Origin of the sequence: Bacteroides sp. AM07-18, assembly GCF_003602695.1 — a bacterium.
GTDB lineage: Bacteria > Bacteroidota > Bacteroidia > Bacteroidales > Bacteroidaceae > Bacteroides > Bacteroides uniformis.
In genome coordinates this window covers 495,876-508,599 of record NZ_QTLM01000002.1, presented here as the reverse complement: position 1 = coordinate 508,599, position 12,724 = coordinate 495,876, and the positions used below count along the sequence as shown (strand labels likewise).

Below are 12,724 nucleotides of genomic sequence, written 5' to 3'. Positions count from 1 at the left end.
TATTTCCTTATTTCTTGTCGGTTCTTATAAGTTCATAGGATGAGTAAACATAAACCGCGCTCCATTCGTATAGGCAGGATCTATCCAAATCTCGCCGCCCCACTTCTCAACGGTCAGCTTACAGATGGACAAGCCCAAGCCGGTTCCCTGCACATATTCGTTCAGCTTCTCGAAACGTTCGAACACCCGTTTCTGTTTGTCCAATGGAATGCCGCAACCAGAGTCAGTCACCGAGAATACTGCAACATTCCTCGCCGTATCCGGCTCCAGCTTCAAGGTTATCGTACCTTCCTTTGTAAACTTGTCCGCATTGGAAAGCAGATTTATCACAACCTGCTGTAAACGCTGCACATCCGTCCGCATCTCCACTACCTCACGTTCACACTCAAATAAGAATTGATTGGTCGACCTACGTGCCTGGGCCACGGAAGCTACTACCTGCTGGCATATCTGCACTACATTGCAGCTCTCCAAAGAAAGGATGACGCGGTCGGCCTCCAAACGGGACACATCCAATATGTCATTAATCAACCGAAGCAGCAAATCAGAGTTGGTCCTAATAATCTCGAAATAGCCACGCTGTTCTTCTTCCGAGGCTCCTCCGGCAGACAGCACGTCCGAGAAGCCCACAATCGCATTCAATGGAGTACGGATTTCGTGGCTCATATTGGCAAGGAAAGCACTCTTCAGGCGGCTGGATTCTTCGGCACGGTCCTTTGCTTCACGCAAGGCCCCCTCGGATACCTCCAGTTCATCCTTCAACTTCTTTGTATGATAATAAAAGTAAAGGGAAACGAACAAACCGCCCAACAGCACCAACAGAACAGCACCGACAGACCAGATATGATACTTGTACTGTTCGTAGAAAGAAGGGGTTACGTTCAGCATCTTTACCGGCTGCGGAAGGCCGGCGATATTCAGTTTCTTTTCCTTCACGAGCTTGCCGTCCAGTATGGTCTCATTCGGAATGATTTCCATATGGGTCTCACTATCCTGAGGGGTGGTCAGCAGGCGGTAGGACTGTCTTGCCATCTCCTTGCCCAAAGCACGGTAGGCAGGAACAACACCTGCCACAGCCCAATATCCCAAGCCTACGGAACTGAGCGAGAAAGTGGGCAAAGTGGGAGCTGCTTCCATCATGGCGTAGGTTGCATTCCGCATGAAGTAACCATCGTTCATGTCCACACGCCATGTCCCCATCAATATAGCTGTATTTTCCGGTAACTCATGCAATCTGTCACAAATGGTATATATGGTATGGACGCGTCCGTCCAGCAGAATCAGGTTGAGTTCCGGAAACTTCTGCATCTCCTTCACTACATAGGCTTGCATGGCAACGCCGCCATAACTGTTGTCTGAGACAAAAGCGATATTCTTGGTGCCGGGATACATCTGCTTTATCATATTGATGTTGGCCTCCACATCATACTCATAAACGAAGCCAGCCTTGATAGGCGAACTGGGGAAATCCGTGAAGAAGTCGACGGATTCGGGCATCCAGGTCTTTAAGTCGACCGTATCGCCCGGCAACAATATGGCGTTACGGCTGGACAATGCACTTACGACCGGAGTATTGCCGCGTATAGAGTCGGGCAGAGAAAGATAGGCAGCCCAAGCCTCCTGCCCAATAAGGACGGTCAGCGCCGGACTGTTATCGCCCTGGTATTTGGACAATAGCTCCACCATCCTCCGTTCCCAAAGGGGAGATTCGGAGAAGCTTTTGCAGTTCATGTTTTCCAATGCGATGGTGTTTGTCCCGCCCAGGCGTTGGAACTCCTCCATAAAGTCTGAGATGTTGCCGGAAGTACGGCCGGCATCCGGATTATAGGAGCTGATAATCAGTACCGGATGTTCTCCTGTGATAGAGAACACCGGTAACAGACAGCAGAATAATGCTATGATACATGACGATATGGCACGAGACACATCAGTCATTAAATTTGTAGTCGTTAATGCCATAAAGTATGGCGTAGGACTTTGCTAAATTTGCTTTTTCAAATTTAGCCATAAATGTGGTGTCACTCTCGGCATTGGTATCACGATGTTTTGCTTCGTTAAAGTCATAAATATCCTTCAGGCCTACGGGAACGCCCTCCTCATCAAAGAAGATTGTCGCACAGCCCAAGGCATAATCAAATTCATCATTCTCATAGAAAGAAATGGTTTGGGAATAATAGACCTTTCCTTTAATGATTACCTTCTGTGGGCCATGAAACAGCTTCTCGCTTGCCGCACGCGAGGCAACAGCCGCTTTCGCAATCCGCTCAAAGACTTCTGACGACACGGTCATAGTTTGACCTTTTTTTGTAAAATACCAAAGCAGGCATTGTTTTTCAAAATCGCTATTCACTTTTGCCATGAAATGCTTCAATACCTCCTCAAGGTTTTTGCCGAAATGTGTTTGAGCCTCATTTTCGGCTGCTTTCACTAACGTATTGATAAATGTAGTGAGCATTTTATCTAAAATCGATTGACCTTTAGCTTCTTCCATATTATTGTTTATTAGTTCGTTATAGTTGACAAACTTCGCAATAATAAATGATTTTTCCAAGAATATGGGGTTTATTTTCGTACGACGATTGTTTTTCGTACTTTTGGCATCCATTATAAAAAGAGAGAACCGATGATACAACATTTCCACCGCATGATATCTGCCGCCCTCGGCATATCAGAGAAACAAATAGTACAGACCCTCGGATTGCTGAACGATGGTGCCACCATCCCCTTCATCAGCCGCTACCGAAAGGAAGTGACGGGAGGACTGGACGAAGTGCAGATTGAATCCATAAAGACCCACTACGAAAAGCTGAACGAAATCGCCAAACGTAAAGAAACCATCCTGAACACCATACAGGAACAAGGTAAACTGACCACCGAACTTCAGAAACGTATCGAGGAGACTTGGGACAATACCCTACTGGAGGACATCTACCTCCCCTACAAGCCCAAACGGAAAACACGTGCCGAAGCAGCCCGTCAAAAAGGACTGGAACCCCTCGCCACCCTGCTGATGCTGCAACGTGAGCCTCATCCGGAGGAACGCGCCGCCAATTACGTGAAAGGAGACGTGAAGAACGTGGAAGATGCACTGAAAGGTGCCCGTGACATCATAGCCGAGCATGTTAGCGAAGACGAACGTGCCCGAAACAGCGTGCGCAACGCATTTGCCCGCCAAGGCACACTGACCGCCAAGGTGGTGAAAGGCAAAGAAGAGGAAGCGACCAAATACCGCGACTACTTCGATTGCTCCGAATCGTTGAAGCGATGCAGCTCCCACCGCCTGCTCGCCATCCGGCGTGCCGAAGCGGAAGGCCTGCTGAAAGTCAGCATCAGCCCAGACGATGAGGAGTGCGTGGAACGGCTGGAACGCCAATTCGTGCGGAGCAACAACCCCTGCGGACAGCAAGTGGCGGAAGCCGTGCAGGATTCCTACAAACGCCTATTGAAGCCATCCATAGAGACGGAATTTGCCACGCAAAGCAAAGAGCGTGCTGATGAGGAAGCCATCAAGGTATTTGCCGAAAACCTCCGTCAGTTGTTGCTGGCTTCACCACTGGGGCAAAAGCGTGTGATGGGTATAGACCCCGGATTTCGTACGGGTTGTAAAGTCGTGTGCCTCGATGCACAAGGAAATCTGCTCCACAATGAGAACATCTACCCCCACCCTCCGGTCAGCAAGCAGAAAGAGGCATTTGCCAAGCTGCAAATGATGATAGAGTCTTATAAGATAGATGCCGTAGCCATAGGTAACGGAACTGCCAGCCGCGAAACGGAGGAGTTCTTGAAACATCAGCGCTTCAACCGCGACATACAGATATTCATCGTCAGCGAGCAGGGAGCTTCCATCTATTCGGCCTCTAAAATTGCACGGGACGAGTTTCCCGACTACGACGTCACCGTACGCGGTGCTGTGTCCATAGGCAGACGACTGATGGACCCGCTGGCAGAGTTGGTAAAGATTGACCCGAAATCTATTGGTGTGGGGCAATACCAGCATGATGTGGACCAAACCAAGCTGAAAAAATCATTGGACCAGACCGTAGAAAACTGTGTAAACTTGGTAGGTGTCAACCTGAACACCGCAAGCAGCCATCTGCTGACCTACATCTCGGGATTGGGGCCGCAACTGGCACAGAACATTGTGAACTATCGTGCCGAAAACGGTGCCTTCACCTCGCGCAAGGAACTGATGAAAGTACCTCGTATGGGTGCCAAGGCGTTTGAGCAATGTGCCGGCTTCCTACGCATTCCGCAGGCAAAGAATCCGCTGGACAATACTGCCGTACACCCGGAAAGCTATTGTATCGTAGAACAAATGGCAAAGGACTTGGGTTGCAGCGTAGCCGAGCTGATAGCCAGCCGGGAGCTGCGTCTGAAGATTAATCCCGAACGCTACCTCTCCCCCACCGTGGGCATGCCGACACTGAAAGACATCCTGCAAGAGCTGGACAAGCCCGGACGTGACCCACGCGGACCGATAAAGATATTTGAATTTGACAAGAACGTGCGCACCATCAGCGACCTGCGCGAAGGCATGGAATTGCCCGGCATCGTAGGAAACATCACCAACTTCGGCGCATTTGTCGACATAGGCATCAAGGAAAACGGACTGGTACACCTCTCCCAACTCGCCGACAGATTCATATCAGACCCTAATGAAGTAGTGTCCATTCACCAGCATATACGCGTAAAGGTACTCAGCATAGATATGGACCGGAAACGCATACAGCTGACAATGAAAGGAGTGGAACAGAATTAGTGATTAGGGATTAGTGATTAATGGTTAGTGGTTAATGGTTTCCGTATTAATCATTAATCCCTAATCACTAATCCCTTATAATAGTGTCTTAAGATAATTACTGTACCAAGCACTAAAAGTAGTGAACACAGAATAGAGCCTTCGAACCCGAAAGTTCCTCCATTTATCAGATTTTCTTCCGGAAAGTGAAGAATCAGCAGATTCTCATTGCTAAATTCATTTCCACTGACTTTATATCCCAAAACAGAACCTTGAATCCAGTTCCAGAACCAATGCAAGGCAATGGGGAAACAGAGGTTGCGCGTGTATATATAGGAAGCTCCCAAGAAACAACCCGCCAGCATGATATTCAAAAACGGGACGAAGGCAAAGCTGGGATTGAAAAGATGCATCAACGAAAATAACACCGCAGAGATAAGCAATGCCACAAACTTATTGACGCCTCCATCCAGCATACGCCCTAAAATGAAACCGCGTCCAATAACTTCTTCCGTAACTGCCACTAAAAAATAAAGCAAAAGACTCGACAACAACGAAATGGGAGAAAACAAGACCCCTGCCACTTCCACAGCCCCCAACAATAAAGACAAGCCAAAACCAACTACATACAAGAACACGACAAACAAAGCTCCGTTCAGCAGGCTTCTGCCCCATCCCTTCAAAGACAAGCCCAAGCCCGAAAAAGGAAGCTTCCTGAAACCCAGCACCATACAAGCGGCAATAAGCCCACTGGCCAACATCAAGACTTCATTCAACATCATTAAATAGACGCTCATCCCACCAGCTTGTGTCTTCAACTCAGGGAAAGCAATCGCAAAAGGTATGGCAAACAAAAACAGAAAAATCATAAAAAGTACAGTAAACAGTACTATATCAACGAATGCCAGCCAAATACGTTTTGTTTTACTCATAGCAACACACTCTTCCTTCACCGTTTCTTCCGTCTCCATTTGTATCTCATTTTGATTAATATCCGACAAAAATAATAATAAAAAGAAAAAACTTCATGTATTCCTGCCGGTTTCTTCTTATATTTGAAAAATCAATCTGGAATCGACAAACATGAAACTAAGAAAAATACTTTTAGCCGTTGCCGGACTGGCGTTAATGCTGAATGCCTCGGCACAAAAATCCAAAAGATACTACGTGGCCAAACCTGGTACCCTGGTGGAACTGATGACAGAAGCGGAAGCCAATGAAATCACCCAACTGACCCTGCAGGGCAAGCTGAATGCCGTAGATTTCAGGCATCTACGGGATGAATTCAAAAACCTGCAACTGCTGGACATTTCCAATGCCTCCATCAGCATGTATGCAGGCAAGAACGGGACTTATCCAAACCGTTTTTATGTATATCCTGCCAATTGCATTCCGGCATATGCCTTCTGCAAGCAAATGGACGACAGTACATTTGTAGGTAAGGAGACGCTGACCAGGATTATCCTTTCCGACAAGACCAAGAACATCGAAGATGCTGCCTTTAAGGGATGCAAAAATCTCAAGATATGCCAGATACGGAAGAAAACGGCTCCCAATCTGTTGTCCGAAGCATTGGCCGATAGCGTTACAGCCATATTTGTTCCATTGGGATGCAGTGACTCCTATCGTACCAAAAAGAAATGGGAAACCTTTGCATTCATTGAAGGAGAACCACTGACAGTAAATGTGCAGATTGGTAAAATGGGCAGCCTTGCCAGCGAACTGTTAAGAGCCGGATTTCAGCCCAAAGACGTTAACTTTCTGACCGTTGAAGGAAAAATGGACGAAGCCGACTTCACATTGATACGCGACTATATGCCCAATCTGGTTTCCATCGACATGACCAACAGTAATGCCACTGCAATTCCCGACTATACTTTCACCCAAAAGAAGTATCTGCTGAACGTACGGCTCCCGCAAGAGCTTAGAAGCATTGGACAGCGTGCATTCAGTGGCTGCGGCCGTTTGTGCGGCACGCTGGTGCTTCCTGCCAGTGTAACCGCCATTGAGTACGGAGCATTTATGGGATGCGACAACCTGCGCTATGTGCTTGCCACGGGGAATAAGATTACCACGCTGGGCGACAACCTTTTCGGAGAAAGCCAAGGCAAAATTATATATAAGGAGAAACAATAACTCAGACTATTCCCCGCCTTAATAAGAACAAAGAGACTCTTTTAATAGCAAAAGAAGGTGTGTCAGAATGATAGCTAAAAATCATTCTGACACACCTTCTTCTTTTTTTCAATATCGCACAAGCCTTTATTAAACCAAAAAGATATGAAAGAAGAATCGTTCCATCATGATGGAACAATTTAAAATATGCTTATTTAGTCCTTAGCTTCCGTTATCACTTTGTTGCGTACATACGTGCACGCAACTCCTTGATGTGGTCTGAAGTGATGTATTCGTCATACTCCATCATCTTGTCGATAATACCGTTCGGAGTCAATTCGATGATACGGTTGGCAACCGTCTGAATGAACTCGTGGTCGTGGGATGAGAAAAGGATATTGCCTTTATAGGTCTTTAGATTATTGTTGAATGCCTGGATAGACTCCAAGTCGAGGTGATTGGTAGGTGTATCCAGAATCAAGCAATTGGCATTGCGCAGCTGCATACGTGCAATCATGCAACGCATCTTCTCACCTCCCGACAATACGCTTGCTTTCTTCAGCACCTCCTCGCCGGAGAACAGCATACGTCCCAGGAAGCTCTTCATATAGACTTCATTGCCTTCACCGAACTGGCTCAACCAGTCCACCAGATTCAGGTCTGTATTAAAGAATGCAGTATTGTCCAGCGGCAGGTAAGCGGTGGTGATAGTCACACCCCAGTTGAAAGTACCTGCATCCGGTTTCATATTCTCGTTGATAATCTCGAACAGGGCGGTCATGGCACGCGGGTCGTGCGAAAGGAATACAATCTTGTCTCCCTTCTCTACGTTGAAGTTGACGTCGCGGAACAGCACCGTACCATCTTCCAGCGTTTTCGTCAAACCGGAAACTTCCAGAATCTGATTACCCGGTTCGCGTTCGGGCGTAAAGATGATGCCCGGATACTTACGTGATGACGGCTTGATTTCTTCTACATTCAGTTTCTCCAACATCTTCTTGCGGCTGGTAGTCTGCTTGCTCTTTGCCACATTGGCACTGAATCGGCGGATAAACTCTTCCAGCTCTTTCTTCTTCTCCTCGGCCTTTGCCTTCTGGTTCTGCTGCTGACGGAGCGCCAGCTGGCTGGACTCGTACCAGAAGCTATAGTTACCGGCAAAGAGGTTAATCTTTCCGTAGTCGATGTCCACCGTATGCGTACAAACGGAGTCGAGGAAGTGACGGTCGTGGCTTACCACCAGCACCGTATGCTCAAAGTTGGAGAGGTACTCTTCCAGCCAAGTCACGGTCTCCATATCCAAGTCATTGGTAGGCTCGTCCAGCAGCAAGTTATCAGGATTTCCATAGAGAGCTTGCGCCAGCATGACACGCACCTTTTCTTTGTTGTTCAACTCACCCATCAACAGATAATGCTTGTCTTCCTTGATACCCAAACCACTCAACAAGGCGGCAGCATCGCTTTCGGCATTCCAGCCGTCCAACTCGGCAAATTTCTCTTCCAATTCGGAAACCTTCAGCCCATCCTCGTCTGTGAAATCCTCTTTGGCATACAGCACTTCACGCTGCTTCATGATATCCCACAACACCGTGTGTCCCATCATCACCGTGTCCATCACCGTAAAAGCATCCCACTTAAAGTGGTCCTGGCTCAAAACGGAAAGACGCTCTCCCGGAGCCAGCATGATGGAGCCCGTCGTAGGGTCCAGCTCCCCGGAAATCGTTTTCAGGAAAGTAGATTTTCCGGCGCCGTTGGCACCGATGATACCATAACAGTTACCACTTGTAAACTTCAGGTTTACGTCATTGAACAACACTCTTTTACCAAACTGTACTGAGACATTAGAGACTGTAATCATCTTTATATTTACGATTTATTTATTTACAATTTACTATTTAATACCTATTAGTCTGCGAATTGCGAGTGCAAAGATAGTTATTTTTCCATGAATAGACACAGAGAAGCGCTGTCAATCTGACATAAAAGTATTACCTTTGCAGCGTTTTCGGCAAAAATATCCGTTTTGGCAAAGTTTTTGCTGGAGCACTAATATCGTATTAACTTAAACCCTTAACAGCAATGAAAGCTAAATCATTTTACAAGAATAATAAGCATAACAATATGAATCCGAAAGAAAAAGAAAACAACCAGGAAGAGGAGCTGAAAACTCAAGCTACTCCTAACGAATGTGACGAAGAAACTGTCGGACAAGAAACTTCACAAGAAAACGAAGCTCCCCTGACAGAAGAAGAAAAGCTCGCCCAGGAACTGGAAAAGGCCAATGAACAGATTGAAGAGCAGAAGGACAAATACCTGCGCTTGTCTGCCGAGTTTGACAATTACCGCAAACGTACCATGAAGGAGAAAGCAGAACTCATCCTGAACGGTGGTGAAAAGAGTATCAGCAGTATCCTACCCATTGTGGATGACTTTGAACGCGCCCTCAAAAACATGGAGACAGCCACCGACGTAGCTGCCGTAAAAGAAGGCGTTGAACTTATCTACAACAAATTCATGTCTGTATTGGGACAAAACGGCGTTAAGGTAATAGAGACAAAGGAACAACCGCTCGATACAGACTATCACGAAGCCATCGCCGTGATTCCGGCACCCAATGAAGCATTGAAAGGCAAAATTCTGGACTGTGTACAAACCGGTTACATCCTAAACGACAAAGTGATCCGTCATGCCAAAGTGGTAGTCGGAGAATAACATAAAACTGTATGGAAAAAAGAGATTACTACGAAGTATTGGAAGTCGAAAAGACAGCAACGGTAGAAGAAATAAAGAAAGCCTATCGCAAGAAAGCCATCCAATATCATCCGGACAAGAATCCGGGCGACAAAACAGCCGAAGAGAAATTCAAGGAAGCGGCAGAGGCATACGACGTACTAAGCAATCCGGACAAGCGTGCCCGCTACGATCAGTTCGGTCATGCCGGACTGGGTGGTGCCGCCGGTAATGGTGGTCCGTTCGGCGGCTTCAGTGGAGGCATGTCCATGGACGACATCTTCTCCATGTTCGGTGACATCTTTGGCGGACACAGTGGAGGAGGTTTCGGCGGTTTTGGAGGTTTCGGCGGAGGCGGTGGAGCACAACAACAACGCCGTTACCGTGGTTCGGACCTGCGTGTCAAGGTGAAACTGAACCTCAAGGAAATCTCTACCGGCGTGGAAAAGAAATTCAAACTGAAGAAATACGTGCCTTGTACCCACTGTCATGGTACGGGAGCCGAAGGTGACGGTGGTTCAGAGACCTGCCCGACTTGTAACGGCAGCGGCACGGTAATCCGTAACCAGCAAACCATACTCGGCACCATGCAGACAAGAACCACCTGCCCGACATGTGGCGGTGAGGGCAAAATCATCAAGAACAAGTGTAAGGAGTGTGCCGGTGAAGGCATTGTATACGGTGAAGAAGTAGTAACCGTAAAAATTCCGAAAGGCGTTGCAGAAGGTATGCAACTCTCTATGGGAGGAAAAGGAAACGCAGGCAAGCACAACGGCGTGCCGGGAGACCTGCTGATTCTTGTAGAGGAAGAGCAAGACCCGAACCTGATACGCGATGAAAATGACTTGATTTACAACCTGCTCCTCAGCTTCCCGACAGCAGCCTTGGGTGGTGCGGTAGAAATTCCCACGATTGATGGAAAGGTGAAAGTAAAAATTGACTCAGGTACGCAACCGGGAAAAGTACTCCGCCTGCGCGGCAAAGGTTTACCCAACGTGAACGGGTACGGCACGGGAGATTTGCTGGTAAATGTCAGCGTATATGTACCCGAAACGCTGAGCAAGGATGAGAAGAGAGCATTGGAGGAGATGGAAGAATCGGATAACTTCAAGCCGAACACTTCGATTAAAGAGAAAATATTCAAAAAGTTCAAGAGCCTGTTTGACTAATAACATGGTACATAAAGAAGCCTCCCGGTATACAATAAAATATATCGGGAGGCTTTCTTATGGGTTTATCGGGGAAAATGTTAAAGCTCCAACATCCGCTTCATAAAAGCCTTTATTCCCTCCACATCAGAAGCCTGAGGAGCCCACGAAGCCAAATCCTCTGAGGGTAGAGGCTGATATGGGCCTTTTTTAATTTCAAAAATAACAGTACCTGACTCCAAGGCAATAATACTATGCCATGTATTAGAAGGAATCTCCAGACCATATTTACCTTCCGAAGGATTGAGGCATACCTTATCTGTTACATTACCGGCATCATCATAAAAAAATGCCAGCAGACTTCCACGCAAAACCAGATAAGTTTCTTCCTTATCTGTATGACGGTGAGGAGGAAGATAAGTTCCCGGTTCCAAAGCATTCAGCAACCGATGAATAGGAGCATCCATAGACGCATGAAAATTATAATTCATACGTAAACGGGAGTTCTCCTTAGCTCGTGAAGTAACGGTATCCAGCAGCTCTTCTGTTATCAGCTTCATCATAACTTCAGCAATTGGGCAAACTTGGCAGGAAGTTCTGCTTTGCCCGCCTCAATAGATAAACTTTTTCCTTCATTATCTACTAATATAGCAGCCTTCTGCGAGGAAGCCAATGAGGTAACTTCCGACACATTACCGGCAACAAACAAACATCCGGAAAAAAGAGGAGTAATCACCTTCCGGATATGCCCTTTCCATTTTACAAACACAGCCTGCATCGGGCAATATGTAGTATATCCCGCAGCATTCAAACGCTGCATCAACTTATGTTCAGACTTGGGTGCTGTGTACAATGCATGCCAGCACATCATATCATTATCCGTCATCATATTGTTTGCTTTTTCCATCCCTTTAATAAATCTTTTACAAATAATATCCATCCCACACTGCCGACACCTGCCAAGAACATGAAGCCGATCAAAATCATCAATTTATTGGGCTTTGCAGGCTTCAAAGGTACCGTAGCCGGCTGGACAACCGTATATACCGGTGTAATCTCCTGCACCTTAGCTCTTGCCATCTGCAATTGTTGAGACACTTGTGTATATACTTGATAGGCTAAATTCATTTCATTCTGTAAACGCTCTTGCTCTGCGCGATAACTCAGCAATATTATATTCTGGTTTGCATCTACAAAATTTGCGTATTTCTTCTGGGCAGACTCATAACTGGCCTTTGCTTCTCCATAAAGTTTTTCGGTAAATGCCAAATCATGACGAGCTTTATTAGTTCGATAATCTGTGATGTAGTTCTGCAGGCAATGCATCACGGTATCCGTCAGCGAAGCAGATATCAAAGGATCCTGCATAGTAACAGACAAGGTTGTCACACCTGTCTTTTTGTCTACGGAAACAGAGATACGTTTACTTAAAGCATCTGCAATGGCAGACTCATCTCTAGTAAGACGAAAAGGATCCAGCTTTGCATCCCCCTCTTCCGGTTCATCCTTAAACAAAGACAATGTCCATCCTAACACCTTAAAAGGAGCGGAGAAAATTGCACTCCACCAAGGAGAACGCTGTTCTTCTTTCAAATAAGCATATAAAGTCGTGTCTACTTTTGCTTTCTGATCCTTGACTTTAACATCGAACAGTTCAATCAGAAAAGGAGTAGAACTTACAATATCAGGATAAAGTTCGGGTGACAAAGCATCTTCACCAGAAGAAGTACCCAAATTGATACCCGCCATGGCTGCAAGGGCTCCCATACTTCCGCCACCAGATTTACCACCACTCTCCGGAGCCAACGTCACACTTGTAGAATACTCCTTAGGAATACTAAATGCAACAACCAGTCCAACAAGGGCAGCGATACCACACGCCTTAAAAACCAATTTGCGACTAGCCCATACTTTCTGGGCCAGTTCTATCAAATCTATTTCTTGTTCCTCTGGTTGTGGAGAAGTTATGTTTTGTATTCTTTCTTCGCTCATAATT

At 46.5% G+C, this 12,724-nt stretch carries 11 protein-coding genes; 4 read left to right on the top strand and 7 right to left on the bottom strand.

Annotated elements, in window-relative coordinates:
• Window positions 1–24 precede the first annotated feature (24 nt).
• Entirely contained in the window at window positions 25–1,935 is a 1,911-nt protein-coding gene (locus DW096_RS05715) for a HAMP domain-containing sensor histidine kinase (RefSeq protein WP_117866186.1), read from the bottom strand.
• Window positions 1,928–2,491, bottom strand: coding sequence for a hypothetical protein (locus tag DW096_RS05710; RefSeq protein WP_117866187.1), 564 nt, complete (start codon window positions 2,489–2,491; stop codon window positions 1,928–1,930). Before DW096_RS05710 ends, DW096_RS05715 begins: the two co-directional genes overlap by 8 nt.
• 132 nt (window positions 2,492–2,623) lie before the next feature.
• On the opposite strand from DW096_RS05710, the gene DW096_RS05705 reads away from it, so the two are divergent.
• A complete protein-coding gene (locus tag DW096_RS05705; RefSeq protein WP_117866188.1) occupies window positions 2,624–4,759 on the top strand; it encodes a Tex family protein in 2,136 nt (711 codons plus the stop codon).
• Between the two features lie 53 nt (window positions 4,760–4,812).
• Here DW096_RS05705 and DW096_RS05700 read toward each other — a convergent pair whose 3' ends face one another.
• Complete coding sequence (locus tag DW096_RS05700) at window positions 4,813–5,709, bottom strand: CPBP family intramembrane glutamic endopeptidase (protein WP_057258980.1); 897 nt, start codon at window positions 5,707–5,709, stop codon at window positions 4,813–4,815.
• 112 nt (window positions 5,710–5,821) lie between these two features.
• Here DW096_RS05700 and DW096_RS05695 point away from each other — a divergent pair, with 112 nt between their 5' ends.
• On the top strand, window positions 5,822–6,874 hold the full coding sequence (locus DW096_RS05695) for a leucine-rich repeat domain-containing protein (RefSeq protein WP_005827936.1): 1,053 nt from the start codon (window positions 5,822–5,824) through the stop codon (window positions 6,872–6,874).
• A 214-nt stretch (window positions 6,875–7,088) separates the two neighbouring features.
• Here DW096_RS05695 and DW096_RS05690 read toward each other — a convergent pair whose 3' ends face one another.
• Window positions 7,089–8,708 (bottom strand): ABC-F family ATP-binding cassette domain-containing protein, encoded by a 1,620-nt coding sequence (locus DW096_RS05690; protein ID WP_005827934.1) that lies wholly within the window; start codon window positions 8,706–8,708, stop codon window positions 7,089–7,091.
• Window positions 8,709–8,929: 221 nt separating this feature from the next.
• Here DW096_RS05690 and DW096_RS05685 point away from each other — a divergent pair, with 221 nt between their 5' ends.
• Window positions 8,930–9,562 (top strand): nucleotide exchange factor GrpE, encoded by a 633-nt coding sequence (locus DW096_RS05685; RefSeq protein ID WP_005827933.1) that lies wholly within the window; start codon window positions 8,930–8,932, stop codon window positions 9,560–9,562.
• A gap of 11 nt (window positions 9,563–9,573) precedes the next feature.
• A complete protein-coding gene (gene dnaJ, locus DW096_RS05680) occupies window positions 9,574–10,749 on the top strand; it encodes a molecular chaperone DnaJ (protein WP_117959207.1) in 1,176 nt (391 codons plus the stop codon).
• Window positions 10,750–10,829: 80 nt separating this feature from the next.
• Here the strand turns inward: dnaJ and DW096_RS05675 are convergent, their stop codons facing one another.
• Genes DW096_RS05675 through DW096_RS05665 form a run of 3 tightly spaced genes read right to left on the bottom strand, consistent with a single transcriptional unit; the run spans window position 10,830 to window position 12,720 of the window.
• A complete protein-coding gene (locus DW096_RS05675) occupies window positions 10,830–11,288 on the bottom strand; it encodes a WbuC family cupin fold metalloprotein (protein ID WP_044468723.1) in 459 nt (152 codons plus the stop codon).
• Window positions 11,288–11,635 (bottom strand): UpxY family transcription antiterminator, encoded by a 348-nt coding sequence (locus DW096_RS05670; RefSeq protein ID WP_117962628.1) that lies wholly within the window; start codon window positions 11,633–11,635, stop codon window positions 11,288–11,290. Before DW096_RS05670 ends, DW096_RS05675 begins: the two co-directional genes overlap by 1 nt.
• Complete coding sequence (locus DW096_RS05665; protein WP_016273442.1) at window positions 11,614–12,720, bottom strand: Wzz/FepE/Etk N-terminal domain-containing protein; 1,107 nt, start codon at window positions 12,718–12,720, stop codon at window positions 11,614–11,616. The genes DW096_RS05670 and DW096_RS05665 overlap by 22 nt, the downstream gene beginning before the upstream one ends.
• Between the last annotated feature and the right edge of the window lie 4 nt (window positions 12,721–12,724).

Excerpts from the sequence above, each read along its gene's own strand:
- DW096_RS05715 (WP_117866186.1), bottom strand. The coding sequence starts at position 1,935 with ATGACTGATGTGTCTCGTGCCATATCGTCATGTATCATAGCATTATTC.
- DW096_RS05710 (WP_117866187.1), bottom strand. The coding sequence starts at position 2,491 with ATGGAAGAAGCTAAAGGTCAATCGATTTTAGATAAAATGCTCACTACA.
- DW096_RS05705 (WP_117866188.1), top strand. The coding sequence starts at position 2,624 with ATGATACAACATTTCCACCGCATGATATCTGCCGCCCTCGGCATATCA.
- DW096_RS05700 (WP_057258980.1), bottom strand. The coding sequence starts at position 5,709 with ATGGAGACGGAAGAAACGGTGAAGGAAGAGTGTGTTGCTATGAGTAAA.
- DW096_RS05695 (WP_005827936.1), top strand. The coding sequence starts at position 5,822 with ATGAAACTAAGAAAAATACTTTTAGCCGTTGCCGGACTGGCGTTAATG.
- DW096_RS05690 (WP_005827934.1), bottom strand. The coding sequence starts at position 8,708 with ATGATTACAGTCTCTAATGTCTCAGTACAGTTTGGTAAAAGAGTGTTG.
- DW096_RS05685 (WP_005827933.1), top strand. The coding sequence starts at position 8,930 with ATGAAAGCTAAATCATTTTACAAGAATAATAAGCATAACAATATGAAT.
- dnaJ (WP_117959207.1), top strand. The coding sequence starts at position 9,574 with ATGGAAAAAAGAGATTACTACGAAGTATTGGAAGTCGAAAAGACAGCA.
- DW096_RS05675 (WP_044468723.1), bottom strand. The coding sequence starts at position 11,288 with ATGAAGCTGATAACAGAAGAGCTGCTGGATACCGTTACTTCACGAGCT.
- DW096_RS05670 (WP_117962628.1), bottom strand. The coding sequence starts at position 11,635 with ATGGAAAAAGCAAACAATATGATGACGGATAATGATATGATGTGCTGG.
- DW096_RS05665 (WP_016273442.1), bottom strand. The coding sequence starts at position 12,720 with ATGAGCGAAGAAAGAATACAAAACATAACTTCTCCACAACCAGAGGAA.